Origin of the sequence: Sinorhizobium chiapasense (assembly GCF_045277575.1) — a bacterium.
Taxonomy (GTDB): domain Bacteria; phylum Pseudomonadota; class Alphaproteobacteria; order Rhizobiales; family Rhizobiaceae; genus Ensifer; species Ensifer chiapasense_A.
In genome coordinates this window covers 1,366,556-1,392,438 of record NZ_CP144205.1, presented here as the reverse complement: position 1 = coordinate 1,392,438, position 25,883 = coordinate 1,366,556, and the positions used below count along the sequence as shown (strand labels likewise).

Annotated in this window: 25 protein-coding genes and 3 tRNA genes; 9 read left to right on the top strand and 19 right to left on the bottom strand. The window is 60.9% G+C overall.

All coding sequences use genetic code 11. The features are described 5' to 3' along the window. Window positions 1–252 precede the first annotated feature (252 nt). From QM996_RS06790 to pcsA, 8 genes are all read right to left on the bottom strand, one after another. On the bottom strand, window positions 253–1,545 hold the full coding sequence (locus QM996_RS06790; RefSeq protein WP_500269784.1) for a hemolysin family protein: 1,293 nt from the start codon (window positions 1,543–1,545) through the stop codon (window positions 253–255). A 166-nt stretch (window positions 1,546–1,711) separates the two neighbouring features. Continuing rightward, entirely contained in the window at window positions 1,712–2,455 is a 744-nt protein-coding gene (locus QM996_RS06785) for a FadR/GntR family transcriptional regulator (RefSeq protein ID WP_500269783.1), read from the bottom strand. Between the two features lie 258 nt (window positions 2,456–2,713). Continuing rightward, window positions 2,714–3,784, bottom strand: coding sequence for a BMP family ABC transporter substrate-binding protein (locus tag QM996_RS06780; RefSeq protein ID WP_500269782.1), 1,071 nt, complete (start codon window positions 3,782–3,784; stop codon window positions 2,714–2,716). Window positions 3,785–3,833: 49 nt separating this feature from the next. Next, a complete protein-coding gene (locus QM996_RS06775) occupies window positions 3,834–4,754 on the bottom strand; it encodes an ABC transporter permease (protein ID WP_500269781.1) in 921 nt (306 codons plus the stop codon). After that, window positions 4,754–5,848 carry an ABC transporter permease gene (locus tag QM996_RS06770; RefSeq protein WP_500269780.1) on the bottom strand — a complete coding sequence of 365 codons (1,095 nt, stop codon included), beginning with the start codon at window positions 5,846–5,848 and terminating at the stop codon, window positions 4,754–4,756. Before QM996_RS06770 ends, QM996_RS06775 begins: the two co-directional genes overlap by 1 nt. Continuing rightward, window positions 5,838–7,457 carry an ABC transporter ATP-binding protein gene (locus tag QM996_RS06765; protein ID WP_500269779.1) on the bottom strand — a complete coding sequence of 540 codons (1,620 nt, stop codon included), beginning with the start codon at window positions 7,455–7,457 and terminating at the stop codon, window positions 5,838–5,840. Before QM996_RS06765 ends, QM996_RS06770 begins: the two co-directional genes overlap by 11 nt. A 106-nt stretch (window positions 7,458–7,563) precedes the next feature. Continuing rightward, complete coding sequence (locus QM996_RS06760) at window positions 7,564–8,541, bottom strand: quinone oxidoreductase family protein (protein WP_500269778.1); 978 nt, start codon at window positions 8,539–8,541, stop codon at window positions 7,564–7,566. Window positions 8,542–8,550: 9 nt separating this feature from the next. Then, complete coding sequence (gene pcsA, locus QM996_RS06755; protein ID WP_500269777.1) at window positions 8,551–9,276, bottom strand: CDP-alcohol phosphatidyltransferase family protein; 726 nt, start codon at window positions 9,274–9,276, stop codon at window positions 8,551–8,553. Window positions 9,277–9,552: 276 nt separating this feature from the next. Here pcsA and QM996_RS06750 point away from each other — a divergent pair, with 276 nt between their 5' ends. After that, a complete protein-coding gene (locus QM996_RS06750; protein ID WP_500269776.1) occupies window positions 9,553–10,764 on the top strand; it encodes a UbiH/UbiF family hydroxylase in 1,212 nt (403 codons plus the stop codon). Here QM996_RS06750 and QM996_RS06745 read toward each other — a convergent pair. Both QM996_RS06745 and QM996_RS06740 read right to left on the bottom strand, forming a co-directional pair. Then, window positions 10,732–11,694 (bottom strand): AEC family transporter, encoded by a 963-nt coding sequence (locus QM996_RS06745; protein WP_500269775.1) that lies wholly within the window; start codon window positions 11,692–11,694, stop codon window positions 10,732–10,734. The genes QM996_RS06750 and QM996_RS06745 overlap by 33 nt on opposite strands. Window positions 11,695–11,917: 223 nt before the next feature. Beyond that, the gene (locus QM996_RS06740; protein WP_500270262.1) at window positions 11,918–12,664 is read right to left on the bottom strand and encodes a cytochrome c biogenesis CcdA family protein; all 747 of its coding nucleotides are present in this window, start codon (window positions 12,662–12,664) and stop codon (window positions 11,918–11,920) included. Window positions 12,665–12,855: 191 nt separating this feature from the next. Between QM996_RS06740 and QM996_RS06735 the strand changes: the two genes are divergently transcribed. Continuing rightward, window positions 12,856–12,931 (top strand) — tRNA-Lys (locus QM996_RS06735). A gap of 205 nt (window positions 12,932–13,136) precedes the next feature. Here the strand turns inward: QM996_RS06735 and QM996_RS06730 are convergent. After that, window positions 13,137–13,472 carry a hypothetical protein gene (locus QM996_RS06730; protein ID WP_500269774.1) on the bottom strand — a complete coding sequence of 112 codons (336 nt, stop codon included), beginning with the start codon at window positions 13,470–13,472 and terminating at the stop codon, window positions 13,137–13,139. 515 nt (window positions 13,473–13,987) lie between these two features. On the opposite strand from QM996_RS06730, the gene QM996_RS06725 reads away from it, so the two are divergent. Then, a complete protein-coding gene (locus tag QM996_RS06725; RefSeq protein ID WP_429817154.1) occupies window positions 13,988–14,242 on the top strand; it encodes a YMGG-like glycine zipper-containing protein in 255 nt (84 codons plus the stop codon). A gap of 315 nt (window positions 14,243–14,557) precedes the next feature. Beyond that, on the top strand, window positions 14,558–14,821 hold the full coding sequence (locus QM996_RS06720; RefSeq protein WP_500269773.1) for a hypothetical protein: 264 nt from the start codon (window positions 14,558–14,560) through the stop codon (window positions 14,819–14,821). Window positions 14,822–14,978: 157 nt separating this feature from the next. On the opposite strand, the gene QM996_RS06715 is transcribed toward QM996_RS06720, so the two are convergent. Then, window positions 14,979–15,959: a GlxA family transcriptional regulator gene (locus QM996_RS06715; protein WP_500269772.1), complete on the bottom strand. Its 981-nt coding sequence runs from the start codon at window positions 15,957–15,959 to the stop codon at window positions 14,979–14,981. A gap of 422 nt (window positions 15,960–16,381) precedes the next feature. On the opposite strand from QM996_RS06715, the gene QM996_RS06710 reads away from it, so the two are divergent. Continuing rightward, complete coding sequence (locus tag QM996_RS06710; protein ID WP_500269771.1) at window positions 16,382–17,194, top strand: alpha/beta hydrolase; 813 nt, start codon at window positions 16,382–16,384, stop codon at window positions 17,192–17,194. 65 nt (window positions 17,195–17,259) lie between these two features. On the opposite strand, the gene QM996_RS06705 is transcribed toward QM996_RS06710, so the two are convergent. The 4 genes from QM996_RS06705 to QM996_RS06690 all read right to left on the bottom strand — a co-directional run bounded on the left by QM996_RS06705 (window position 17,260) and on the right by QM996_RS06690 (window position 18,830). Next, a tRNA-Arg gene (locus QM996_RS06705) sits at window positions 17,260–17,336 on the bottom strand. A 36-nt stretch (window positions 17,337–17,372) separates the two neighbouring features. After that, window positions 17,373–17,678 carry an ETC complex I subunit gene (locus tag QM996_RS06700; protein ID WP_113537239.1) on the bottom strand — a complete coding sequence of 102 codons (306 nt, stop codon included), beginning with the start codon at window positions 17,676–17,678 and terminating at the stop codon, window positions 17,373–17,375. Between the two features lie 409 nt (window positions 17,679–18,087). Further along, window positions 18,088–18,369 (bottom strand): hypothetical protein, encoded by a 282-nt coding sequence (locus QM996_RS06695; RefSeq protein ID WP_500269770.1) that lies wholly within the window; start codon window positions 18,367–18,369, stop codon window positions 18,088–18,090. A gap of 384 nt (window positions 18,370–18,753) precedes the next feature. Further along, window positions 18,754–18,830 (bottom strand) — tRNA-Pro (locus QM996_RS06690). A 245-nt stretch (window positions 18,831–19,075) separates the two neighbouring features. Between QM996_RS06690 and QM996_RS06685 the strand changes: the two genes are divergently transcribed. Continuing rightward, window positions 19,076–20,263 (top strand): GGDEF domain-containing protein, encoded by a 1,188-nt coding sequence (locus QM996_RS06685; protein WP_500269769.1) that lies wholly within the window; start codon window positions 19,076–19,078, stop codon window positions 20,261–20,263. 492 nt (window positions 20,264–20,755) lie between these two features. Continuing rightward, window positions 20,756–21,397 (top strand): DUF1062 domain-containing protein, encoded by a 642-nt coding sequence (locus QM996_RS06680; protein WP_500269768.1) that lies wholly within the window; start codon window positions 20,756–20,758, stop codon window positions 21,395–21,397. Between the two features lie 48 nt (window positions 21,398–21,445). Here the strand turns inward: QM996_RS06680 and QM996_RS06675 are convergent, their stop codons facing one another. The 3 genes from QM996_RS06675 to QM996_RS06665 form a co-directional block, all read right to left on the bottom strand. Further along, window positions 21,446–22,093 (bottom strand): outer membrane protein, encoded by a 648-nt coding sequence (locus QM996_RS06675; RefSeq protein ID WP_500269767.1) that lies wholly within the window; start codon window positions 22,091–22,093, stop codon window positions 21,446–21,448. Between the two features lie 287 nt (window positions 22,094–22,380). Further along, on the bottom strand, window positions 22,381–22,860 hold the full coding sequence (locus QM996_RS06670; RefSeq protein WP_500269766.1) for a DUF192 domain-containing protein: 480 nt from the start codon (window positions 22,858–22,860) through the stop codon (window positions 22,381–22,383). Further along, window positions 22,860–23,438, bottom strand: a complete 579-nt coding sequence (locus QM996_RS06665; protein WP_043623636.1) for a cold-shock protein — start codon at window positions 23,436–23,438, stop codon at window positions 22,860–22,862. Before QM996_RS06665 ends, QM996_RS06670 begins: the two co-directional genes overlap by 1 nt. A 196-nt stretch (window positions 23,439–23,634) precedes the next feature. Here QM996_RS06665 and QM996_RS06660 point away from each other — a divergent pair, with 196 nt between their 5' ends. Then, a complete protein-coding gene (locus tag QM996_RS06660; RefSeq protein WP_500269765.1) occupies window positions 23,635–24,075 on the top strand; it encodes a VOC family protein in 441 nt (146 codons plus the stop codon). 397 nt (window positions 24,076–24,472) lie between these two features. Continuing rightward, window positions 24,473–25,810: a D-Ala-D-Ala carboxypeptidase family metallohydrolase gene (locus tag QM996_RS06655; protein ID WP_500269764.1), complete on the top strand. Its 1,338-nt coding sequence runs from the start codon at window positions 24,473–24,475 to the stop codon at window positions 25,808–25,810. Window positions 25,811–25,883 lie beyond the last annotated feature (73 nt).

Sequence of the window (25,883 nt, the reverse complement as noted above, 5' to 3'; positions counted from 1 at the left end):
TCTGCTGGCATTCCCGGATTGGCAAGCGAACAATAGCTGACCCGGGAAGGTTTCTGCTTCCAAGCCTGGTTCGTGTCATGGCACCGACATGATAGCGCTGTACAAAGGGAGCTACTTGATCGCCGCCGAGGACGTCCGACTACGGATGTACTAGCGGACCCGCGGTGATCTGGAGAAAGGTCGGGTTCAGCCCGGCCTTTTGCTTTTGCGCGGCAGGTCCGCGTCGTCCCCTCGATAACTTCATAGACTGGCTCAGTTGGCCGCCTCGTCGCTGCGGCTGACGAGGATCTTGTCGATCCGCCGTGCGTCCATGTCGACCACTTCGAAACGGTAACCGTGGGCGATGGCAATGTCGCCCTCCTCCGGCGTCTTGCGCAGTTGCTGCACCAGGAAGCCGGCGATCGTCTCGAAGTTGCCGTCGGCGTCGATACCTTCAATTCCGATCGTCAGATGGATTTCGTCGATCGGTGTCCGGCCGTCGACGAGATAGCTGCCATCTTCACGCTGGCGGATCAGCGCGTGTTCAATGTCGTCGTAGTTCGACGGCAAAACGCCGACGATTGCCTCCAGAATATCGGCAATGGTGATGATGCCTTCGGTGCTTCCATACTCGTCGACGATCATCGCCATGTTGATGCTCGACGACTTGAAAGCGTCGAGTGCCTTCAGGCAGGACGCGGTTTCCGGCAGCGTGTGGATCTCCCGGATATATTTGCGCACGTCGAACGGTGCGGAAGCCGGGGCGTTCAGGACTTCCTTCGCCAGGACTGCGCCGAGCACGTCACCGCTCGGTCCATCGACCACCGGATAGCGGGAATGGCCGAACTGATCGATCTTGCGGCCGACGGTCTCCAGGCTGTCGTTGACGTCGATGAAGCTCACCTCCGTCCGGTGCGTCATGATCGACTTCACGTTGCGGTCGCCGAGCCGGATGATTCGCCTGAGCATCTCATGTTCCGACTTCTCGATGGCGCCGCTTTCGACGCCCTCGGCCATGATCGCCTGGACCTCCTCTTCCGTCACATGGTCCGGGTCGTCCGCGCGCATGCCGAGCAGCCGCATGGCGACCGATGCGGCCGTTTCGAAGAGATAGACGATCGGTGCGGAGATCCGCGACAGGAGCAGCATCGGCCTTGCAACGAACATCGCCAATGCTTCGGAATTCTTCAGCGCCAGTTGCTTCGGGATCAGCTCACCGATGACAACGGACAGGAAGGTGATCAGGGTGACGACGAGCGCGACGGCGACCGTATTGCCGTAGGGATGGATCCAGGCGATCTCATCAAGGATCGGCGCGATCCTGGCAGCGATGGTCGCACCGCCATAGGCGCCGGCGAGCGTACCGACCAGCGTGATGCCGACCTGAACCGTGGACAGGAATTTGCCCGGATCTTCCGCCAGCCTCAGCGCAACCTCGGCGCGGCGATTTCCCTGTTTTGCCATCTGGCGAAGCATGGGCTTGCTTGCCGAGACGATTGCCATTTCCGAAAGAGCAAAAAATGCATTGATCAAAAGCAGGACGAAAATGACAAAAAACTCGGACATGGTCTCCAGGTCACCGTTGACGAAAGCCGCTCCGCCGGGGAACGACCAATCACCAGATAAGGCCAGCGGACGATCTGAGCAAGCGCAAGCATTGAAATCGATGCGATCTGGCGAACATTGAAGCTCGCCAACGGCGGAATATCGAACAATCCCGGAGAGGCCGAGGTCAGGCGCTGTTATGCAAGGCGCTGCGAACCCGCTCGCGACCGATCTTGATGACATTCTCCATGGCGAGCCGGGCGCCGACCTCATCACGCCGGCCGATCTCCTCAACGATGCGGATATGGTTGCGGGCGACCTCGTCTATGCCGCCCCTTTCGGCGACCGGCGAACTCAACTTGAAGACGCCAACCAGCGCCGCTTCGATCAGCCCGCCGACCGTTCGCATGAACGGGTTTCCGGAGGCCTCGGCGACCGCGAGATGAAACTTCAGATCCGCGAGCGCGAGGCTTTCTGCGCTATGTCCTTCCTCGCCCATGGCAACAGCGAGACGCATCATGCGGCTGATTTCCGCTTCCGAAGCGTTTCGCGCGGCGAGCGCTGCCGCATGCGGCTCGAATGCGAGACGCACTTCGCTGAGGTGATAGAGGAAATCCTCGTCGACCCCGCACTCGAAATGCCAGGTCAGGATATCGCTGTCGAACAGGTTCCAGTCGTTGCGCGGCGTCACACGCGTGCCGATGCGGGCGCGGGGCACGACCAGTCCCTTGGCGGCCAGCGTCTTCATCGCCTCGCGAAGAACCGTCCGCGACACCTTGAAGCGCGCCGCGAGCTCCGGATCTCCTGGAAGAATCGAGCCCACAGGGAACTCGCCGGATATGATCGCCTTACCAAGTTGATCGACGACATGCGCGTGGCTCGTGCGTTTGCGCGAGCCGGACACAACGGTTTCCAGCAAACTCCTGTTCAATCCATCTCCTCCAGGCACTCCCCTGCCTGATTCCTGCCGACACGCGAATATCGGTGCGCCGAAGCACCGCCGGCCGCTTGCCTCAAACTTGCGCAACCGAGTGTAGTTTGATCGATCGATTCCGGAAAGCCCCCGGAAAGACAGGCAGAATCAGCGTTTGCGACATTCTCCAATCGTCGCTACGCCTGCTTGCCCATCCTCAAAAGACAAGCCCCGCCTGTGAGGGCGGGGCTTGCTTAACGTCCCTTTCGTAACCGCTTACTTCGGCAGTTGGTCGTCGACGCCTTCGACGTAGAAGTTCATGCCGAGCAGCGTGCCGTCGTCAGACGTTGCGCCGGCTGCAAGCCATTCGCTGCCGTCCTGCTTCTTCAGCGGGCCGGTGAAGGGCTTCAGCTCGCCCGACTTGATCTTGGCTTCGGTTTCCTCGGCCATCTTCTTCACGTCGTCAGGCATGTTGGTATAGGGCGCCATCGTCAGGATGCCGTCCTTCAGGCCGTCCCAGCTCGAGGTCGATTCCCATTTGCCGTCGAGGAAGGCCTGCGTGCGCTTGATGTAGTAGGCGCCCCAAGTATCGACAATTGCCGTCAGCTGCGTGTTCGGGCCGGCGGTGATCATGTCGGAGGCCTGGCCGAAAGCCTTGATGCCGCGTTCGGCGGCAACCTGCATCGGGGCCGTCGTGTCGGTGTGCTGCGTCAGGATATCGACGCCCTGGTCGACGAGTGCCTTGGCGGCGTCAGCTTCCTTGCCGGGGTCGAACCAGGTGTTTGCCCAGACAACCTTGATCTTGAAGTCCGGGTTGACCGAGCGCGCGCCGATGATGAAGGAGTTGATGCCCATCACCACTTCCGGGATCGGGAAGGAGGCGATGTAACCGGCCACGCCCTTCTGCGACATCTTCGCGGCGATCTGACCCTGAATGTACCGGCCTTCATAGAAGCGGCTGTTGTAGGTCGCGACGTTCGGCGCGGTCTTGTAGCCGGTGGCGTGCTCGAATTTCACGTCCGGGAACTTCTGCGCGATCTTGATCGTCGCATCCATGAAGCCGAAGGACGTCGTGAAGATCAGACCACAGCCCGAGCGCGCCAGACGCTCGATTGCACGTTCCGCATCCGGACCTTCCGGCACGCTTTCGAGATACTGGGTTTCGATCTTCTCGCCGAGCTGCTTTTCCAGCGCCTGGCGGCCGAGATCGTGCGCCTGGGTCCAGCCGCCATCGGTCTTGGAGCCGACGTAAACGAAGCAGATCTTGGCCTTCTCCTGGGCGCTCGCAGCCGGGGCAAAGCCGATCACGGCTGCGGTGCTTGCGAGGACGAGCAGTAGTTTTTTCATTTTCTTGACCTCTGTCGGTTTGAGAAACGTCCGTCTGAAAGGCTTGGAATCACCGGTCCGGCACAAACGGTTTGCCGAGCGATGCCGGCGTATTGATCAAGGTCATGCGCCGGTTGTGCGAGATGAGGATGAGCACGACGATCGTCGCGAGATAGGGAAGCGACGACAGGAACTGCGAGGGAATGCCGATGCCGAAGGCCTGCGCATGCAACTGGCTGATCGAAACGGCACCGAAGAGATAGCCGCCCGCCACCAGCCGCCAGGGTCGCCACGAGGAAAAAACCACCAGCGCCAGCGCGATCCAGCCGCGCCCGGCCGACATGTTCTCCACCCATTGTGGCGTGTAGACGAGCGACAGCTGCGCACCGGCGAGGCCGGCGCAGGCGCCACCAAACATCACGGCAAGATAGCGTGTGCGGATGACGTTGACGCCGAGCGCGTGGGCGGAGGCGTGGCTGTCACCGACGGCGCGCAGCTTCAGGCCGGCGCGACTGCTGAACAGGAACCAGTTTACGCCGGCGACAATTGCAATCGACAGGTAGAAGATGATGTCCTGCCGGAAGAACAGCGGACCAATCACCGGAATGTCCGCCAGAAGCGGTATCGCGATCGGCTGCAGCTTGATGCCCTGCATGCCGAGGAAGGTCTCGCCCATCATGCCGGAGACGCCGATCCCAAGCAGGGTCAACGCCAGGCCCGTTGCCACCTGGTTGGCGACGAGCGTCAAGGTCAGGAAGGCGAAGAGCTGCGAGAACAGCGCGCCGCAGGCCACGCCCGCAAGCATGCCGAGATAGGGCGAACCGGTGATCTGGGTGATCGCGAAGGCGGACACCGACCCCATGATCATCATGCCTTCGACGCCGAGGTTGAGCACGCCCGAGCGTTCCGTCACCAGTTCGCCGATTGCGGCCAGCACCAATGGGGTCGCGGCGGTGATGACACTCAGCAGGATCGCTTCGACGATACCCATCAGCGGCTCCCCTCGGTGCTTGTCGCGGTCAACCGTTCGAAGACCAGCTTGATGCGATAGTGGATGAGCGTGTCGCAGGAGAGCACGAAGAAGAGCAACAGGCCCTGGAAGACGCGGGTGACCTTCTCGGAAACGCCGATCGAAAGCTGCGCCGCCTCGCCGCCTAGATAGGTCAAGGCGAGCACGAGGCCTGCGGCGACGATGCCAAGCGGATTGAGACGGCCGAGAAAGGCGACGATGATGGCGGTGAAACCGTAACCGGGCGAGATGACCGGGCGTAGCTGCTGGATCGCGCCGCTGACTTCCGAAATGCCGGCGAGCCCGGCAAAAGCGCCAGACAGCAGCATCGAGAACCAGATCATGCGGCGTGACGAGAAACCGGCAAAGCGCCCTGCCCGCTCCGACTGGCCGAGAACCGAAATCTCGAAGCCCTTCAGCGTATAGCGCATCATGAACCAGACGAGGACAGCGGCGATGATGGCAAAGGCGAAGCCCCAATGCGTGCGCCCAGATGCGATCATTTCCGGCAGAATCGCATCGACGGCGAAAGTGCGCGTCTCCGGAAAGTTCATGCCGCCGGGGTTGCGCCAGGGACCACGCACCAGCCAATCGAGAAAGAGCTGGGCGACATAGACCAGCATCAGGCTCGTCAGGATCTCGTTGGTGTTCATATGCGCCTTGAGGAAGGCGGGAATTGCCGCAAAGAGCGCGCCGCCGAGCATGCCCATGAGCATCATCAACGGTAGCACCAGCGGTGACTGCCAATCGTAGAAGACCACCGGCAGGATCGAGCCGGCGATGGCGCCCATGATGAACTGGCCCTCGGCGCCGATATTCCAGTTGTTGGAGCGGAAGCAGACCGAAAGCCCGACGCCGATCAGGATCAGGGGCGCGGCCTTGATCGCCAGTTCGTGCAGCGACCAGACCTCGCTCAAAGGTTCGACGAAGAAGCTGTAGAGCGCCGCCACCGGGTTCTTGCCGAGCAGCGCGAACATGATGCCGCCGAAGACGATCGTCAGCAGGAAGGCGATGAACGGCGACAGGATCGAAAAAAGCGTCGAGACCTTGGCACGCTTTTCCAGTTCAATGCGCATGTGCGGCCTCCGTGCCTTCCGTCTTGCCGTACATACCCCCCATCAGGAGGCCGATCTTTTCACGCGAGAGCTCTTTCGCCGGATAGGGATCGGAGAGCCTTCCGTCGCTGATGACGGCGATCTCCGTCGCGACTTCAAAGATCTCATCGAGATCCTGGCTGATGACGAGGACCGCGGATCCCGCTTTGGCAAGGTCGACGAGTGCCTGGCGGATGCGGCTGGCAGCTCCGGCATCGACACCCCAGGTCGGCTGATTGACGACCAGAACGCTCGGCTGACGGTCGAGTTCACGGCCGACGATGAACTTCTGCAGGTTGCCGCCCGACAGTGACCCCGCTGGCGGGTCTTCGCCGCTCTTGCGCACATCCATCGCCTCGGAAATGCGCTTCGCGGCGCTCGCCACCGCATCCCGCCGGATGATGTTGAGGAAACCGCCCCCGAGAAAAGCCTTGGCATCCGAGCGGCTGCGGGCAAGCACGAGATTGTCCGAGAGCGGCAGCGCCGACACGGCGGCATGGCCGTGGCGCTCTTCCGGAACGAACCCTGCGCCCATCAGGCGGCGGGCATTGATGTTCCTGCTGCCGACGGGCCGTTGGCGGATCTGCACGGCATTTTCATCAGCGATGGGATACTCGCCCGACAGCGCATCGAAGAGTTCGCCCTGGCCGTTGCCGGCTACACCGGCGATCGCCAGCACCTCGCCGGCGTGAACCTTGAGACAGATGTTCTTCAGCGATACCGCGAAGGGTGTGCGCGCGGGAACCGTCAGGTGACGCGCCTCCAGTTGCACCTGGCCCTTGGCGCTCGTGCCTTCGGCCGTCACGACCGCGACATCGCTTCCGACCATCATGCGCGCCAGCGATGACGGCGTCTCCGTCTTCGGATCGCATGCGCCGGTGACCTTGCCATGACGCAGCACGGTGGCGCGGTCGCAGATGCGTTGAACCTCTTCGAGCCGGTGGCTGATATAGAGGACCGAGCGTCCCTCCGCCTTCAGCTTGTAAAGCGTTTCGAACAGACGATCGGCCTCCTGCGGCGTCAAGACCGAGGTCGGCTCGTCCAGGATGATGAGACGCGGGTTCTGCAGCAGCGCGCGCACGATCTCGATGCGCTGGCGCTCACCCACGGAAAGATCGGCCACATGCGCCTTCGGGTCGAGCGGCAGGCCGTAGGCATGCGACAGGCGTGAGGCCTCCTCCGCTACCTTTGCCAGCGAGATGTTCGCGTCCATCGAAAGCGCAATGTTCTCGGCGACGGTCAGCGCCTCGAACAGCGAGAAATGCTGGAAAACCATGCCGATGCCGAGCTTGCGCGCGGCGGCGGGGTTGGCGATGCGCACGCTCTGGCCCTGCCAGAGAATCTCGCCGGCCGTCGGCGCCAACACGCCGAACAGCATCTTCACCAGAGTCGATTTTCCGGCACCGTTTTCGCCGAGAAGGGCGTGGATCTCGCCCTGTTCGATCTGCAGATCGATCCCATTGCAGGCCGCGAAGCTGCCAAACAATTTCGTCAAGTTGCTCACAGCCAATAGATGACCGTTCGCCGCTACTCCCTCAACAGGCACGCTGCCCTCTTTCCCCTCTGTTGATCCGCGTCCGCCTTCCCGCATGTTTCCTTAAATCCTAGCCGATTTAAGGATAAAAACATGCAGCAATTCAAAGTGCTACAGCGACCTTTACGCGTCTGATAAGACGCGCGGCGCTGTAGGGCTTCGATCACGGAATCAGCAGTGTTGTTCCACTTGTTTTTCTTGTCTCGAGATCCGTATGCGCCCGCCCAGCATCGGCAAGCGGATAAGTCTGATTTATATTGATACGCACTTTGTTGCTTTGCACAATATCAAACAGGGAATTTGCACACGCTTCCAGCGCAGGCCGCGTGGCAACGTAACCGAAGAGTGTCGGACGCGTCGCGAAGAGAGAGCCCTTCTGCGCCAGGATGCCGATGCTGAAAGCCTCCACCGGACCGGACGAGTTGCCGAAGCTCACCCACAGGCCGCGCGGCTTCAGGCAGTCCAGCGACGCCGGATAGGTGTCGCGTCCGACGGAATCGTAGACGACGTCGACACCGCGGCCATCGGTCAGTTCCTTCACCCGCGCGACGAAGTTGTCCGTGCGGTAATTGATCACGTGGTCGTAGCCGTGCGCCAGAGCCAGGTCGATCTTGTCCTGCGAACCCGCGGTGCCGATCACGGTCGCGCCAAGCGCCTTTGCCCATTGGCCGGCGATCAAGCCGACACCGCCGGCGGCGGCATGGAAGAGGATCGTCGTGCCCGGGCCAACCTGATAGGTCTGGTTGAGCAGATATTGTGCCGTCATGCCTTTCAACATCATCGCCGCCGCGGTCTCGAGGCTGATGTCGTCCGGCACCTTCACCAGTTGCGAGGCATCGACATTGCGTTCGCTGGCATAGGCGCCGTCGGCCGAGGCATAGGCGACGCGATCACCGATGGAGAAGAGATTGACGCCGTCGCCGACCGCCGTGACGATGCCAGCCCCTTCCTTGCCCGGCACGAAAGGCAGGCCCGAGGCGGACTTGTAGAGGCCGGTGCGGAAATAGACGTCGATGAAGTTCAGGCCAACGGCGACCTGGCGGATCTGCACCTCGCCCGGGCCTGGCGGCGAGAGCGTGACGCCTTCGAGTTTCAGGACCTCCGGTCCACCGAGTTCGCGTACCACAATCGCTTGTGCCATTGCCTGCTCCTATTTTCGGCCGAGACTTGTAAAAATCTGCAGCACGAAGCCAATCACGTAGAGATAGATGCCTGCTACGACGAAGCCGGTCACGACCCAGGCCGGCGTCGCGAAATGCAAGAGCAATGCGTAAACGCCGAGTGCCGACCAGATCAAGAAGACACCGAGGTTCAGCGGCCGCAAACGCTGCACACGGACCGGGTGGAGGAAATTAATCGGCAGGAAAGTCAGGACCACCGAGACGAATACCACGATCGACGCTGTGACCTCGCTTGCCTGAATGACGAACAGCGTGAACACGATCATGTTCCAGACGACGGGGAAGCCCGAAAAGAAATACTCGTCCGTCTTCATGCCCATGTCGGCATAATAGATCGCGCTCGAAACGACGATTGCGCCTGCCGCGACGAAGGACCAGGGTTCGCCGATCATGCCGCTCTGATAGAGCGCAAAGGCCGGCAGCAGCACATAGGTCACGTAGTCGATGACGTTGTCGAGCGTGTCGCCCGACCAGTTGGGCAGCACTTCCTTGACGCGGACCTTACGGGCGATCGGGCCATCGATGCCATCGACGAGCAGCGCAAGACCCAGCCACCAGAACATGTCGACGAAGCGATGCTCGGCGGCGGCGACGACGCCGAGGAAGGCGAGAAACGATCCCGACGCAGTCAAGATATGCACGGAAAAGGCACGGATCTCGGCGTAGGGAACTCGTCTGTAGTTAAAAAACTTCATCTGCGGACGCCGCCCACCCCTACTGTTTTCCCCGTGCGGGCCTCACACCCGCCTCAACCGCTTTGCGGCGCATTGCCGGTAATATGCACCCTTTGCAACGCATCGCCACTAAAATTCAAGGTTCTCAGCTTCCGCTTGCCACATTGTTCTGTGGACACTTGCAAATTGCTTCTGCGCTGATTCTACCCATTTATTTCGCTCTCGCCCGCGACTAGAGGTATGATCGAGGCTGGACCAGGACGCCTCACAGCGTGTGCGAAAGGGTTTGGTTGCATCATGGATCACTACGACATCGCCATCATCGGTGCAGGCCTCGCGGGATCGCTCGCGGCCATTGCGCTCGCCGACGCCGGTTACCGCGTCGCCCTGATCGGCCCCGAGCCGGCGGTCGCCGACGGTCGCACCACCGCGCTGATGGACCAATCAATCGAGTATCTCAAGAAGCTCAACCTATGGGAAAAGGTCGAGCCGCTGACCGCGCCGCTCGCGACCATGCGCATTCTCGACGGAACCAACCGGCTGCTGCGTGCGCCGCCGGTCAATTTCCGCGCCTCGGAAGTCGGGCTCGACGCCTTCGGCTACAACATCCCGAACGCGCCTTTCATCGACATTCTCCGCCAGCGGGCCGAAGAGAGCCCGACGCTGACGCGCATCACCGCCTCCGCAATCGGCTTCGACCTTTCGGATACTGTCGCGACGATCGATCTGGCGAACGGCAGCCAATGCAGCGCCCATCTCCTCGTCGGCGCCGATGGTCGTCGCTCACCGGTGCGCGAAGCGGCGAAGATCTCCGTCAGCACCTGGTCCTACCCGCAGACTGCGGTCGTCTTGAACTTCGCACACGAATTGCCACACCAGAACATCTCGACCGAGTTCCACACCGAAAGCGGCCCCTTCACCCAGGTTCCCCTGCCCGGCAACCGCTCCAGCCTCGTGTGGGTGCGCAAGCCCGACGATGCTGCACAAACACTGACGCTCGACCTTGCCGCACTCTCCCGCGCGGTCGAGGACCGCATGCAATCGATTCTCGGCAAGGTGACGGTGGAGGGCGCGCCGCAATCCTTCCCGCTTTCCGGCATGACAGCACAACGTTTCGGCAAGGGCCGCGTCGTCCTTCTCGGCGAGGCGGCACACGCCTTTCCGCCGATCGGGGCTCAGGGGCTCAATCTCAGCCTGCGGGACGTGATGACGCTCGTCGATCTCATCGGTGCATCGAAGGGAGAGACGCTTGCCGACGATATCGGCGACCGCTTCGACAGTCGCCGCCGTCTGGATATTGTCAGCCGCACGGCGAGCGTCGATCTTCTCAATCGCTCGCTGCTTTCCGGCTTCCTGCCGGTGCAGGCGCTGCGCGCGCTTGGACTGCATGTGCTTTCCGCCGTTGGGCCGCTTCGCAGCCTCCTGATGCGCGAAGGCGTCCACCCCGGCAGCGCGCTTCACGCCTTCAAGGACAGCCTACGGGAAAAGATCGGGCGGAAGAGCGCCTGAGCGGATGAGATAAAGCAGGCCGGTGACGGTCGCGACCGAAAGCGTCGTGGTGATGAGGATCGTCGCCGAGGCCCGCTCCTGCCACACACCGTACTGGTGGCCGATGACGAAGACGTTCGTTGCCGTCGGCAGGGCGGCAAGCAACACTGCCGTCTGCACCCAGATCGGGTCGTAGTTCCCTGTCAGGCTCATGGCCGTGAACATGACCAGCGGATGCAGCAGCAGCTTCGCCGGAACGATGTAGCCAATCTCGACGGGGATGCGCTTGATCGGCCGTAGCGCCAGCGTCACGCCCATGGCAAAGAGCGCGCACGGTGCTGCGCACTGGGCGAGATAATCGATGAGCCGCTGAACCGGCACTGGCGGTTGCACCGCGAAGAAGGCGGCGACGACGCCTGCGAGCGTCGCAAGGATGAATGGGTGCAGGATGATCTTGCGTGTGACGCTTGCGGCGAGCGCCAGCGGCTTTTCCTGCCGGCCGCCTGATATCGCCATCATCGCCGGCGCGACTGCAAAATGCGCCGCATTCTCGAAACTGAAGATCAGCGCCACTGGCACGGCGGCCGCATCACCGAGGGCAAGAAGCGCCAGTCCAGGCCCCATATAGCCGATATTGCCGTAGGCGGCACCAAAGCCCTGGATCGTCGCCTCGGCAATAGAGTTGCGCCGCACGTGGACGCCGATAAGGAAAATCAGCGAAAAGACGATGTAGGTCGCGCCGACGGTCGTCAGGATGAAATCGGCGCGCGCCAATTGTTCGATCGGCGTGCGCGACACTAGCTTGAAGAACAGCGCCGGCAGAGCGAGGTAAATGATGAAGGTGTTGAGCCAACCCATCGCCTCGCCCGGATGATCGACAAAGCGCGCCGTCAGATAACCGAGAAAGATCAGGCCGAAGAACGGCAACACCAGCCCCGCGATTTCCGTCATCTTTCCCCTCGCATCTTTCGCTTCCCCGAGCCAGCGCCAGGCCTTCGCACGCCTGCAGTGCCCTGCATTCAAATGAACGCACAAGGTCGCTCTAGCACTTTGTCTCCAGAGCATCTTTCCGCTGCAAGTGATTCCACTTGAAAACGGGATGCTCTAGCCCGGATATCGACCTGGCGATTAGGCCGGCCCCAGCGAAAAGTGATTCCGAAATACGAGGGATGCCCTAGCCGATTTTCATCAGGATAGGGAAGGTCTGCTGGAACCAGATGGCCACCGAACTGATGAAGCCGAAGAGAAATGCAAGGCCCGCAAGCACGAGGAGCCCGCCCATCAGCTTTTCGACCAGGCCGAGATGGCGGCGGAAGCGGAACAGGAAGCGCATGAAGGCGCCGGAGAAAGCGGCTGCGATCCAGAACGGGACGGCAAGTCCGAGCGAGTAGACGGCAAGCAGCATGGCGCCGTCGGACACGGTGTCGCGCGCAGCGGCGACGCCGAGGATCGTGCCGAGCACAGGGCCAATGCACGGCGTCCAGCCGAAGGCGAAGGCGAGCCCCATGATATAGGCGCCAGAGAGTGTCGCCGGCTTGCCGCCGCCCTGGAAGCGCGCCTCGCGCGCAAGCAAACCGATCTTGAACACGCCGAGGAAATGCAAACCCATGATGATGATGATCACGCCGCCGATGCGCGACAAGAGATCCATGTGCTGCCGGAGCAGCATGCCGATCGACGAGGCCCCTGCCCCGAGCGCCACGAAGACCGTTGCAAAGCCGAGCGTGAACAGGAGTGCTGCCGGCAGGATCGCGCGCCGGGTGCTGCCGATCGTCGCCGCATCACCGCTGCGGAACTGGTCGACGGAAACGCCGGCCATGTAACAAAGATAGGGCGGCACCAATGGCAGAACGCAGGGGGAAAGGAACGACAGGGCGCCGGCAAGAATGGCGGTCCAGATGGAAATATCGGCGATCGACAACGGCAAGAACTCCGGCATGCGGCATTTGGGCCATTCCTTAGCCGCAGGATCACGATGATACCAATCACCTTTTGGCGATCATTGCGCCATGCACGGTTTCTTCGCAAAACCCGCAATTTTTAGGTTGACCGACAGGAAACACGCGTGCATATGTCCGCCCACTTCCGCCGGGCTTCACGGCCGCGGCCAGGGAGCGCGTAGCTCAGCCGGTAGAGCAACTGACTTTTAATCAGTAGGTCCAGGGTTCGAATCCCTGCGCGCTCACCACTGGTTTCCAATGGTTCACCAATAAGTCAAGCGTCTGTCCTAGTTTGACGAGTCGTCGCGGCGGGCATCCGCCAAAGACAAAGCGGCGCTTCCCGATCTGCAAAGATCGAGCGGTTGGACATTACAGCTAACGCTCAAGCAGCCGGAGAAGTCTGGCGGGACCTCAAGCAACCTGCTGATTCAGGCGTCAATCACAGTCGGCACGCTAGAAGTCGAAATAGACAGTGACGCCAGATCGACGGTAGCGGTACGGATCATAGTAGCCATAGTACCCGCGGTCACGATAGCCGTTGTAGTACCCATAATGCCGCGGATAGCACCTGCCGTAGTAGTGACATGAACGCCAAGCGTACCGCCTATCCCAACGATGATGCCACCGGCGTTCCGCGCGCCAATGACGGTGGCTGCGATGACTGACCTGTTCGACAGTGCCAGCCTGTACTTGCTCGGGTTTTGGCACGAAAATCGGAGCGGCGCTCAGCGGCACGGCGAAAGACGCAGCCAAACCAATCGCTGCGAAGGCGGATAAGAGCTTTTTCATCGTAATTCCTCCTATCTTGTAATTATTTTGGGCTATTCAGCCTGAACCTCCGATGAATACGGGAGCTGCACGGCTAGTAGCCTGGCACCGCTGGCGCCGCCCCTATGAGCGGTGCCGGGCGACGCCGGCGTGCTATTACGGAACGTTCCCGTCGGGTCGACGGTTCCCTCCTTGGCCACCTAGGAACGAACGACGTGGGGAAGATCTGAAGCGGGCCTTGCCGGAAAACCGAGCGAAGCACCTGCGGGCGCCCGCAAGGCAGCGAAGACGGTGCCAACGCCGTGCGCCGTGTGGCCCGATCGTCGGCCGTCACCGGGCAGCTGGCAATAACCGGCCAGTTGTTTGCAAGGCAGGCGGCCAGTTGGTCAGACTGACGGCCGGAGGCTTCGGTTACCCGATTGTGCTCTCTGGCATCACCCTATCGACAATTGCGCGCGTTGCGTAGATGCTGACCTTCACGCTAAGGATGCAGAGTGGTGAACTCCCGGGTTGATTTGTAGCAAAAGGTGAAAAGCATGAAAAAGCTTATCATTGCGATTGGAATGGTCGGTACGCTTGCTTCCTGCACGCAGACCGAGAAAGGGACCGCCATCGGCGCAGGCACGGGCGCAATCATCGGAGGCGTCGTGAGTGATAGTTGGGGCGGCGCGGCGATCGGCGCCGTGGCCGGTGGCATCATGGGCAACCTCATTGGTCGTTCCCGCGAGCGCGAAGGCTATTGCATCTATCGCGATCGCTATGGCCGCCGATACGAAGCGCGCTGCCGATAACGGTCGCCTCTCGAAGCGAACGGCATATTTCCTGCAACGCGTGTGACTTCGAAACTGGCAAGAAACCCTTGTGATAGCAAACAACTTGGCCGCCACGCGTCTCTCGCCTGGCGGTCGGCGTGCGATTTAATACCGAGCCATTCCGGCACCAGCGTCTCGGCAGCCTTTCGGGTCGAAGCCGCTATCCAGGCGGAACATACCGCCAGAAGAACAAGAGCAAAGGTGCCAGCGATGGCGAGCATCGTTGCACGCCGGGCCAGCGATAACGGCCGAACAACATGAGACGTCCTCCATCAAGCGTGTTACACTGCTGACATGACTGATGAAGAGCAGACGTACGAATACTCGGATTTTTCCGGCCAGTTCAGTGACGATGGCGTCATCGTCGAATTGCGGATTTATCGGCCCGCGGGCACGAATCTCGATTGGGTACTCGAGGTGATCGATGAGGAAGGTTTCTCCACCACGTGGGAGGAGCCCTTCCCCACCGATCGAGAAGCCTTTGAGGAATTCATTGCGACCGTTCAGCGAGACGGCATCCAGGCATTTACCGACGTACCGCCACAGACCGTTCACTAGCTCCAATCCTAACCCGTAGATTGATTGCAGTGGCCGCATCTCTCCTCTGATCACAGCCGGCCAAAGGGACATGCAGCAAATCAACGTGCGCCAGCGACCTTTGTGCGCCTGAACACGCGCGGCGCCGCAGGCGGCATTCACCGCTCAGAAAAATCCACTACGCCGCAGCCGCCCTCCGCGTCGCACGCATCTTCAGTGGGCTCATGCCATATTCGCGGCTGTAGGCGCGGGAAAAGGCGGACAGGCTGTCGAAGCCGCAACGAAGTGCGATCTCGCGGATCGGGCTGCCGGAATCGCGCACCAGACGGTGCGCGACCTGGAGGCGGAGCCGAAGATAGTAGGCGCCGGGGCTGGTCGACAGCCCGCGCGCAAAAAGCAACTCCAGCTTGCGCTGCGAAATCGACAGCCGCTTCGTCAAAGCTGCGATCGTCAACGGACGCTCGAGCGTGCGCTCCATCAACCGAATCGCGTCTGCGAGTTCCGGGTCGCGCGTCTCGATCCGCCCGAGCGATACGAATGGCTGGACATCGGTGGCGCTGTGCGTCTGGTCATAGACGAAGATGCTGGCGACATCGAGTGCCAGCGCCGAACCCAGCCTTTGCGTGATCCAGTGCAGCATCATGTCGAAGGTCGGCGAGGCACCGCCCGACGTCCAGAACTTTCCGTCAGCCACGAAGCGATCGCCAAGCACGGTCAAAGCCGGAAAGGCCTGGCTGAAATCCTCGAGTTCTTCCCAATGCGCGGTCGCCCTGCGGCCATTCAGCAGGCCCGTTCGCCCGAGCAGCCAGCAGCCTGATTCGATGCCGGCGATGATATCGAAATGCCGGGAGGACTCCTGCAGGATCCCGATGAATTTCTTGCCGACATGCCGATCGAGGTTGAAGCCCCCGATCACCAGCAATGCGTCGCCGGCAAGTGGCTGAGCGAACTTGCCGTCGACCACGATCGGCACTCCGCAGGTCAATGTCACCGGTTTTCCGTCGGCCGAAAGCAGCCGCCAGCGAAACACGTCGCGTCCAGAGATGCGGTTGGCGGCACGCATCGGATCCAGCACCGACGCAAGCGACATGATCGACGACTCCGGCAGGATGACGACGGAAACTTCGATCACAGATTGTGGACGTCCATCGGAAGGCATGCGGGAAATGTCAAATTTTGAGCGATAAATGTCAATTCTGGAAATGGCGTTCGGGCATTATCAGACCGTATCGATCTCCCTACGCGCGGCGCTGCAGCCCCGCGCAGAGACGTTCCCCTTTTCCGCCTTTTGCCGGAACGGGCCGGTCGGAGCCATCCACCGGCCCGTTTTTTTTATGCGGAAGAGCAAGCGCTGCAGGCGAACGCCAAATCCGGCCTTGACTGCATTCAACGTAGGAGACCTCGATCCCGCTTGTTTGAGATCGAGGATCGACAAGGCATGGGACAAGACGTCCGCTACTTACAATTTCGGCCGGACATTAGTGAAAATTTCCGTACGTTTTTCCAGTCGGTTCGCAATCCCGCTGGAATCACAGTACATTTGCCGTCGCCTTTTCTCTCTCTACGGCCGGGAATGACATCATGAACATTCCAAGATTTCTGCTGATCTTGCTGCTATGTGCGATCCTGACCTATCTTCTGCTTCTCGGCTTCATTTATCTATCGCAACGCACGCTTCTCTATCCCGGGGCCGAAGACATTGCCGCGCCGGAGCGAGCGAGTTGGGGCGAGAATGTCTCCGTCAAAACGCCGGATGGCGAGACGCTGCACGGGCTTTACAGCCAAGGCAACCCCGACAGGCCCACTGTGCTGCTCTTTTTCGGGAATGGCGATCGGGTCGACAACTACGGCTTTCTCGCACATGCCTTGGCCGTGCGGGGCATTGGATTGCTCGGGATTTCCTATCGCGGCTATCCGGGATCAACCGGTTCACCAAGCGAGGACGGTCTGCTGACCGACGGCATCGCGGCGTTCGACTGGCTGGCGCCTCGCGTCAAAGGGGGCATCGTCGTGCTCGGCCGCTCGCTCGGCACCGGCGTCGCCGTGAACACGGCGACACAAAGACCAGCAACCGGCATGATCCTTGTCTCTCCATATCTGTCGGTTCAGTCGGTCGCCCAGGCGCGCTACCCATTCCTTCCGGTCTCGCTTCTCATCAAGGATTCCTTCCGCTCCGACCTCAAAATAGCGGCGGTGAAACAGCCAAAGCTTTTCATTCACGGACGGTTGGACGACAGCATTCCCCTGTCCTCGGGCGAGGCGCTCTATCGCATCGCTGCTGAACCCAAGCAGATGCTGGTCGACGAGCGCTCGGGTCACAACGACATCTGGAACGACAATACGGTAAGCGAGGTGATTCACTTCGTGGAGGCGCTGAAACCGGACGCGACCTAGGCTGCGCCTGCCCAACTAGAGGCAGGACTCTCGGATTTTCATTGAAGAAATAGACGATTAGGAGATGGCGACCCCTGCAGGATTCGAACCTGCGACAACCTGCTTAGAAGGCAGGTGCTCTATCCAACTGAGCTAAGGGGCCGTCCCGGGCCAGGCCCGTCGAATGCGGCCGGAGGACTTAGTGGGTCCAGGGCTGCATCCGGTTGAAACGGAAGTTGTCCGGATAGGACACGTTCTTGCGCGTCGCTTCCTTCGGCGCGATCACGCGGTATTCGATGCCGTTGCGCTCCGCATAGGCGATGGCCTGCTCGGCATTTTCGAAGGTCAGTCGCAGCTGCTGCTTCATGTCACCGGAGCTGGTGTAACCCATGATCGGGTCGATGGTGCGCGGCTTTTCCTGATCAAACTCCAGCACCCACAGATTCGTCTTGGCCTTGCCAGACTGCATGGCGGTCTTTGCTGGACGGTAGATCTTTGCGGACATGGTTTCGAACGGCTCCATACTTTCGCCGGCAACGCTCACGGGCGCCAGCATTCCGTCTTCCCATAACGCAGAATGATTTAAAACGGAATGACTTTCGGCCGGATAAATTTGGCTTTTCTGCGGGAGATCCGGCCGGGCCAAACGTTCGGCGAGCAGACCGGGCGATCAGCTACGGCGGTGATCGCGCAACGCAGCTCGCGCAGTATCGAAGGAACCGGCGACAAGTGACGGATCTCGCGCTGGACGATGGCTGACGTCGAGAGACTCGACCGTGCGCCTCTTGCCCCAAAGACGGAAATGTTGAAACAGGCGAGCACCCTATGTCCTCGCCTGTTCATCTTCACTTTGCGAAACGGTCCCAATCTGGCCCGTCCCGGCACTGACCAATGGGCCTCACGCCCCCTCTGGATCACGGAACGCGTATCTTTACGTTGGCGTGCTCATTGGCGGACTCGGTATCGGTGGCCGGGGTCTGGGTGTCATGGCCGGTGAAGGGACTTCCCTGCCCAGGAGCCAGGGTGCCACTGTGACCGGCGCTGTTGGTCGTAAAGGCGTGCGTCACAGAAGACGCCCTACTACCGGGCGCCAGTCCATTCTGTTGCGCTTGGAAAAGATGATCGTCCGCATGTGCAACGGCGCCGGAAACGATCAGCAAAGCCGCGACTGCGGCAACTCGGGTGTGCATCATCATGGTAAGCTCCACTTTTGCTGCCCCCGATTGAGCGACACACCGCCCAACGCTTCTATTCCGCAGTTCATGATCACGACTTCGTGAACCGCCCTCTTCAAGATCGGCGATCCGTGTATCGCGCGCTTGAGCCTGGCCGCCTCTACCCTGGCGTGGGCCTTCCTCCCTGCCCGGGAACAAGGCATACCGAACACGGCCGGTGAGTGCGCCGGTTTGAGCAAAAGCGTCATGCGCCGGACGCGCCACGTGGAAAGCTAAGATCGCTTACGGGGGAAGAGCGCACCGGAGATAGGGCGCGCGACCCTTTTCCGCACACAATAAACCCACAGGGGCATTGTGCGCGCTGTGAAACGACCGATAAAATTTGGATGATTTCAAATAGTTAGATGGTCGGAGTGGAGAGATTCGAACTCCCGACCCTCTGGTCCCAAACCAGATGCGCTACCAGACTGCGCTACACTCCGTACCAACGGCGCCGGAGATACACGGTTCGCCCTTGGGCTGCAACATGAAATTTCGTTGACGCCTGCACTAAAGAAAAACCGGCTTTCGACCCAGCCACGGTCCGCGGCCGAAGAAATGTCCCGAATTGGGACAAAAAAGCCGGCTTGTCATTCGAATTTAGTAATCACTAAATCCATTGCGGCTAGAGCCAAGCAGTGCACAACCGCGCCGTGCCAGCCTTCCAAGCCCGCCCGAGCATCATCCCATGAACACCCAACTCGATCTCGCCACCGTCCTCCTCCTTCACAAATCATCGTTCCTTGTCGGTGCGTTCTGCTTCCTCTACGCCCGTTGGCAATCGCCGCGCGATGAAGGTCTTGGGATTCTTGCGAGTGGTTTCCTCTTCCTGGCTCTCGCTTCGACGCTTGCCGGCTACGGCGAACAGAAACTGCTGCCAGGCTATCTGTGGACGCTTTCGAGCTTCACGCTCGGGATCGGCGGTTATGCGTTGTTCTGGATCGGCGTGCGCCGCCTGAGCGCCGGTCGTCGACGCAAGACGGACTGGCTGGCGCTTTCAATACCGATCGCGGGCGCGGCAATCGGCCTTGCCACGCATTTCCATGTGGTCAACTACATCCGCGCCAGCGTGTTCAACGCCACCGCCTTTGTCTTCCTGGCCGCCTCCGCCCTTGCCGTCATATCCGATCGCAGCAGGGAACCGCTGCCGGTACGCGCCCTATTTGCGGCGGCCATGGCCGTCGGCGCCAACCTTTGCCTTGCGGTGGTTATCGGGCTCGTGAAGCCCGGCATCATACCGATTACCACCACCTACGCCTTTTTCCTCTCCATCATCTGCCACTTCGCGATCGCCCTTTTTGCTCTGGTCCTCGTCAAGGAGAGAGCTGAAGCCGAGCTCAGATATTCGGCCGATACCGACGCCCTGACCGGCGCCTGCAACCGACGCTGGTTTCTCGCGCAACTGCCCAGATCGAACTGGCACGGCGACTGCCTCGTCGTCATGGATCTGGATTTCTTCAAGCGCATCAACGATCGCCACGGCCACCAGGCCGGCGATCAGGCTTTGATCGCCTTTGCCGATCTCATCAGGAAGAATCTCAGAAAGGGTGATTGCTTTGCCCGTCTCGGCGGAGAGGAGTTCGGCCTCTACCTCCCGCAGACGAGCGAGACGCAGGCGCTGATGATCGCCGAGCGACTCCGTCGCGCGGTCGAAGACCTCGTGGTGACAAGCAACGACCAGTGCATCGCGCTCAGTGTCAGCATGGGGCTGGCCTTCGCGGGCGGTGACGAGGGTACGTGGGAAGATTTGTTCAACAGGGCGGATGCAGCGCTCTACGAAGCCAAGCGCAGCGGTCGCAACCGCGTCACTTCATTTTCTTCAGCGGCGGCGAGCGGTTCGAACCCAATGGAACGTAGCCTCAGTCGCACCGGGTGAGGCAGAGGCGGACGGCCGAGCCCCCAAAAAAGAAGCGGCCATCCTCTACGGGGGCCGCCCAGGCTGGAGGTATAATGCCTCACTTTACTCCTATTGAGAGAAATTGCCTGTGGCCAATTTTCACCTATGCCGAGCAAAAGCCACCATCGCGCGAGCACATGGCAACTCTACACTTTGTGCTGCAGGCGCCGTGGTATAGAACGGGCACGCAGCCGCCATCGCGCTGTCTCTCCTGGAGTTTGGCTTTGCCTTTGTAAAATCCGGTCTCGCTAGTTTCACCCTGCACGCCCGATAGCGCCCGCCGCTATCGGATTGTTTTTTTCGCGCGTTCGTTGAGGTGACGGTTCGAGACCGGAATGGCATTGCCGATCTCGAGCCCGGCGAAACACCGCCAGGCGGAACCATCACTTAAAAACGCTGCCAGACCGTGTCCCCGGAACGGGTAATCAAACCGTCGTCTCGATGGACTTCCATTTGGAAGAACCAGACGACATGTCTCATACACTGACGGTCCAGTGGACCATTGAACCACAAACTCCGCCGCGTCCCTGGCTTGCTTGCAGCCGCTGCCGCGGCGCACGCCCCTTCGAATGCAGCGGCAAGACACGGCTGAACGCCAACGGGCGACGGCTGGATGCCTGGCTGATCTATCGCTGCGCCGACTGCGACGACACCTGGAATCGCCCGATCTTCGAGCGGCAATATGTTCGCCACATCGCACCCGAGACGCTCGACGCGCTTCAGAACAACGACTCGGACTGGATCCGTCAGCTCTCGTTCGATGTCGAGGGGCTCCGCCGAAACACGGACAGGATCGAAGAATTCGCCGAATGCCGCGTGACGAGGCGCGTACTCGCTCAACCGCTTGAGGTCTGCACCCAGCTTGAGATCGTCTTCGAGGTGCCGCTGCCGATCAGCATGCGCGCCGATCGCCTGTTGTCGGCGGAACTCGGCCTGTCGCGCAACAGGCTCGTCCGGCTCGAGGAAGCAGGACGGCTTAGGCTGCAGTCCGGCTCTCGCAAGGCTCTACAACGGCCTATCCGGGACAGTCTACGCGTCGTTCTTGATCTCCCGAACGAAGGTGATCAGGGAGAAGTCGCCGATCGCGCGACGGGCCACCTGCACCCCGCATGAACGAATCGAGGAAGCGCCGGCCACAGGCCGGCGCTTCCTTCATAGAGATCAGAATTTCACGCCGACGCCGACGGTGAACTGGTGCTGGTCGAGATCGACATTGACGCCGCCGATGTCCTTGTCGCCATAGTCGTTGTAGCGATACTCGGCACGTCCGAAGACGTTGTCGGTGAACGAGTAGTCGACGCCGGCACCGATCGTCCAACCGTTGAAGGTCTCTTTTTCCTTCGAAACGCCGGGCACGTCGACAAAGCCGCGGGTCACCGTCCAGCCACCTGCTCCGTAGAGCAGCGCCTTGTCGTTCAGCACATAACCCACACGCCCGCGTATCGCGCCGGAGACATCGGTGCCGACTTCGGCCGAGGTTCCACCGATATCGACGGTCTTGTCGTTCCAGTTGTAGTTGACGTCACCCTCGATGCCGTAGACCCAATCACCCTGCTGATAGTTGAAACCGGCAAAGGCACCGAGAAGACCGCCGTTGAAATCTTCAGAGGCACTGCCGCCGGGCGCGCTGAAATCACCGTTCAGCCAGCCGCCGCCACCCTGAAGACCGACATAGCCGCCGGTCCATACGAAAACGGGCGGCGTTTCGACCACTGGCGGCGGCTCAGCCGGCTGCGTAAGGTCTGCCGCCATTGCGGTTTGGGTAAATGCCGAGGCCGCCACGATGGCAACAAGCACATTCCGGATCATCACAGATGCCTCCTGTCGTCTTCGGTAGAACATTAGCAACTTATTAAGTTGAAGTCTGCCCAAAAGGCTTCGCAGTCGTCATCGATAGGATCGAATCGTCTCGATATGGGTGATTTAGGCGCTGATCCTCAAACTACAAGGCGACGACGGAAGCCATCTGACGATTTGCGGCCGCTACAGCGCCGCGCGTCTAATCAGACGCGCAAAGGTCGCTGTAGCACTTTGATTTGCTGCATGTCTTTGTCCTTAAATCGAGGTCGATTTAAGGAGAGGCAGTAGGCCCCAGGTCATCGGCGCGGGATTCGAGCGCCTTCGAGGCGATCTCCGGCCCGAATGGCAAGCCGTTTGACGGCGCCGGCATTGAGCTCGAGAACGAAGGCGACAGGTTCGCCGGAATCGATGATCGCCTCGGAAAATGGTACGGCATCCTCGCGGATCGTGCGCACGGTGCCCTTGTTGTCGATGAACAGCATGTCGAGCGGGAGGTATGTGTTCTTCATCCACATCATCACGCGGCGGGTTTCGCCGAAATCGAACAACATGCCGTGATCCGGCGCCATCGACCGCCGAAACATCAGCCCCTGCTCTCGCTGATCGGGATCGACGGCCAGTTCGACGGTCAGTTCATGGACTTTCCCATCCGAAGTCACAAGGCGCATCTTGTCCTTCGTGAAGGCGACATCGGCGAGCGCCGCAGCGGCCAAGGCGAACAACAAAAAAAGCGCCGACAGGGCGCTTTTTCCGGCAAGGTTTCGGACCATGAGCATCAGTGCGACCGGCTGGTCGGCGACGGGCCGTCCGGATGAATCTCGGCGGCCATCAGGCCCTTTTCACCATCGCCGAAGCGCACCAGGACAACCTGTCCCGGACGAAGCTCGGTGAGGCCGAAGCGCCGCAGGGTCTCCATGTGAACAAAAATGTCCTCGGTGCCCTCGCCACGCGTCAGGAAACCGAAGCCCTTGGTGCGGTTGAACCACTTGACGAGCACCCGCTCGAGGCCGCTGGTCGGCGTCACCTGGACATGGGTGCGCACTGGCGGAAGCTGAGATGGATGCACCGCCGTCGACTGATCCATGGACAGGATACGGAACGCCTGGTAGCCGCGATCGCGCTTTTGGATAAGAGCCACGACCCGCGCGCCCTCGAGAACCGTCTGATAGCCGTCGCGCCTCAGGCAGGTCACGTGGACCAGCACGTCCTGCATGCCGTTATCAGGCACGATGAACCCGAAGCCCTTGGCGACATCGAACCATTTGATCACGCCCGTGATTTCGATGAGGTCGAGAGCGTCACTGCCAAAGTCGTCACCATGCATGACGTCTTTTGAAGATGTCCTATCCGCCATTCTCTCCCAGCCCCTCGTTTACGCGCGACTACCGATACGGTTAACTGATTCTTATTGACCAGAATAACATCGTCCCGCCGCGGATACGCAAGACCCTCGGCATATTTTGGCCGAGATCTAATATGCGGACGCAGCCTTGCCTCTGGCTTGCTGGCAGCTCAGTATACGCCATCTTCTGCAAAACAGGGACATTGCAATGCGCTATCTGCACACGATGGTTCGCGTCAAGAATCTGGACGAGGCCTTGAACTTCTACTGCACCCTTTTCGGCCTGACCGAAATCCGCCGGTACGAGAACGAGAAGGGCCGCTTCACGCTGGTTTTCCTCGCCGCCCCCGGCGACATCGACCGCGCGCGCGGCGAGCTCTCCCCGTGCCTCGAACTTACCTACAACTGGGATCCGGAAGACTACACCGGCGGGCGCAACTTCGGTCACCTCGCCTATGAGGTCGACGATATCTACAGCTTCTGCCAGCACCTGATGGACAATGGCGTGACCATCAACCGTCCACCGCGCGATGGTCACATGGCCTTCGTGCGCTCGCCGGACGGCATTTCGATCGAGATCCTGCAGAAGGGCGAAAACCGTCCGCCGCAGGAGCCTTGGGCTTCGATGGCCAATACCGGCGCATGGTAAGCCCCGCGCAATTCTGACCGGCGAGGATGACCCTATGCGACCGATAATTCCGGTCTGCATGGCCGAGTCGCCGATCAGCAGCAGCTATGAATGATCTGAGGCCCGGTCGATCCGGGCCTTTGCATGTTTGAAACATGCGGGCTCAAGGTTAGCGCCGGTTTACAAATCACGTGTCGTTGAGTATTTTTTCGCGCGGGACGTTGATGCCGGGTCCTTTCCGCGATGTCTCGTGGCGGCGACCCCCTTTGTACTTGGCCTGATCTTTTCCCGTGGCGTTCTTTTGGATCGCCGCGAGAAGCTTGAGTTTGTTTGTTCTGAGCGATGTTTCGGAACTGAGACTTAATGCATGACAAGGCGAAGGTTTCGCCGGTCATGCACGGAGAGCGGGGATAGGACGTTGCAACATCCGGACACGAAGGGCGCAGTGCTCGCTGCCATTGCGCGGGCGGCAGCTTTATCCGTTTCGCTGCTGGCGCTCAGCGGCTGCGTGTCGGCCGTCGCCGACGGTGACGTCACCGCCGGATTGAACCCCGAAGAGCAGACGGCGTCGCAACAAGCGGCCGAACCGGCCGGGCAAGGCACGGTGCGGGATGCGCAGGTGGCTGCGCTCGGCAGCAATCCGCAAGCGCAACAGGCCGCCACTGCGCAGGATTCCGGGCAAGCCCAATCCCTGACGATGCAAAACACAGGCCTGCGCGCTGCTTCTTCCAGCATCTACGGGCAGGCTGCGGCGCCGCAAGGCATGCCGGCCACCCAGCCACAGGCCAATGGAACCGTGCCGCTGCCGGCCGGCCAACCCGCCATGAACGCGACCACGAACAGTCTGTTCAGTGGCACCCAGCGACAGCCTCAGCCCATCATGACGCCCCAACAAGGTGCCGCGAACGAGGCCAGCGCTGCGGCGGCAGACACGGCGGTCGCCGCTTACGCTCCGACTGCAGCGCAGGACGCTCTTCCCGCAGCCGTTCCCGTGCCGCTCAGCGCCGAGGCTGCCGCCGGCGGCGAAAAATCGGCTGCCCTTCAGGCCGTGGCCAATGCGGAGGTTGCGCCGGCCGCGACCGACGTCGCGATGGCGGAGCCGACGCAGGCGTCCACCGAAGCCAAGGAAAGCGACGGCGACAAGCAAGCGCCGAAAGCCTGGACGCTCGCAACGCTCTTTGCCGGAAAACGCAAGGAGAATCAGCAGGAAGCAGAGCGCGCCGCCCAACCGGCGGAAAAGAAGACGATCACCACCAGCAATGCGAGCCAGCCGCAGACGGCCTCCCTTGCCTACACGCTTCCGGGCGTCAAACTGAGTTCGCTCTACAACTTCGAGCACGAAGAGCATCTCGGCGACGATGACGACGGCGCGCCGGTTCAGGTCGCCTCCCTTTCAGGCCTGGCGCGGCTGGCACCGAGTGGGCTGATTCTACAGACGGAAAAGGTCGATGCCGGCTGCTTCAAGCCCGAACTCATGCAGATGCTGAAGAAGGTGGAAACGCACTACGGCAAACAGGTCATGGTGACTTCCGGCCTCAGGCCGATCAAGGTGAACCGCGCGAAGCAGTCGCTGCATACACGCTGCGAGGCAGCGGACATCCAGGTCCAGGGCGTCAGCAAGTGGGGCCTCGCAGAATTTTTGCGCAGCATTCCCGGCCGCGGCGGCGTCGGTACCTATTGCCATACGGAGTCGGTCCATATCGATATCGGCGCACAACGAGACTGGAACTGGCGCTGCCGGCGCGGCAAGGGCTGAAGCCAACTGCTTGTTTCCATGGGCTATTCCGCAGATTCAGCCCATCAACTCCCGCCTGTGGAATTTTTACAGA

Coding starts and splice junctions, on each gene's coding strand:
- QM996_RS06790 (WP_500269784.1), bottom strand. CDS start 1,545: ATGTCCGAGTTTTTTGTCATTTTCGTCCTGCTTTTGATCAATGCATTT.
- QM996_RS06780 (WP_500269782.1), bottom strand. CDS start 3,784: ATGAAAAAACTACTGCTCGTCCTCGCAAGCACCGCAGCCGTGATCGGC.
- QM996_RS06775 (WP_500269781.1), bottom strand. CDS start 4,754: ATGGGTATCGTCGAAGCGATCCTGCTGAGTGTCATCACCGCCGCGACC.
- QM996_RS06770 (WP_500269780.1), bottom strand. CDS start 5,848: ATGCGCATTGAACTGGAAAAGCGTGCCAAGGTCTCGACGCTTTTTTCG.
- QM996_RS06765 (WP_500269779.1), bottom strand. CDS start 7,457: ATGCGGGAAGGCGGACGCGGATCAACAGAGGGGAAAGAGGGCAGCGTG.
- QM996_RS06760 (WP_500269778.1), bottom strand. CDS start 8,541: ATGGCACAAGCGATTGTGGTACGCGAACTCGGTGGACCGGAGGTCCTG.
- pcsA (WP_500269777.1), bottom strand. CDS start 9,276: ATGAAGTTTTTTAACTACAGACGAGTTCCCTACGCCGAGATCCGTGCC.
- QM996_RS06750 (WP_500269776.1), top strand. CDS start 9,553: ATGGATCACTACGACATCGCCATCATCGGTGCAGGCCTCGCGGGATCG.
- QM996_RS06745 (WP_500269775.1), bottom strand. CDS start 11,694: ATGACGGAAATCGCGGGGCTGGTGTTGCCGTTCTTCGGCCTGATCTTT.
- QM996_RS06730 (WP_500269774.1), bottom strand. CDS start 13,472: ATGAAAAAGCTCTTATCCGCCTTCGCAGCGATTGGTTTGGCTGCGTCT.
- QM996_RS06725 (WP_429817154.1), top strand. CDS start 13,988: ATGAAAAAGCTTATCATTGCGATTGGAATGGTCGGTACGCTTGCTTCC.
- QM996_RS06720 (WP_500269773.1), top strand. CDS start 14,558: ATGACTGATGAAGAGCAGACGTACGAATACTCGGATTTTTCCGGCCAG.
- QM996_RS06715 (WP_500269772.1), bottom strand. CDS start 15,959: ATGCCTTCCGATGGACGTCCACAATCTGTGATCGAAGTTTCCGTCGTC.
- QM996_RS06710 (WP_500269771.1), top strand. CDS start 16,382: ATGAACATTCCAAGATTTCTGCTGATCTTGCTGCTATGTGCGATCCTG.
- QM996_RS06700 (WP_113537239.1), bottom strand. CDS start 17,678: ATGTCCGCAAAGATCTACCGTCCAGCAAAGACCGCCATGCAGTCTGGC.
- QM996_RS06695 (WP_500269770.1), bottom strand. CDS start 18,369: ATGATGATGCACACCCGAGTTGCCGCAGTCGCGGCTTTGCTGATCGTT.
- QM996_RS06685 (WP_500269769.1), top strand. CDS start 19,076: ATGAACACCCAACTCGATCTCGCCACCGTCCTCCTCCTTCACAAATCA.
- QM996_RS06680 (WP_500269768.1), top strand. CDS start 20,756: ATGTCTCATACACTGACGGTCCAGTGGACCATTGAACCACAAACTCCG.
- QM996_RS06675 (WP_500269767.1), bottom strand. CDS start 22,093: ATGATCCGGAATGTGCTTGTTGCCATCGTGGCGGCCTCGGCATTTACC.
- QM996_RS06670 (WP_500269766.1), bottom strand. CDS start 22,860: ATGCTCATGGTCCGAAACCTTGCCGGAAAAAGCGCCCTGTCGGCGCTT.
- QM996_RS06665 (WP_043623636.1), bottom strand. CDS start 23,438: ATGGCGGATAGGACATCTTCAAAAGACGTCATGCATGGTGACGACTTT.
- QM996_RS06660 (WP_500269765.1), top strand. CDS start 23,635: ATGCGCTATCTGCACACGATGGTTCGCGTCAAGAATCTGGACGAGGCC.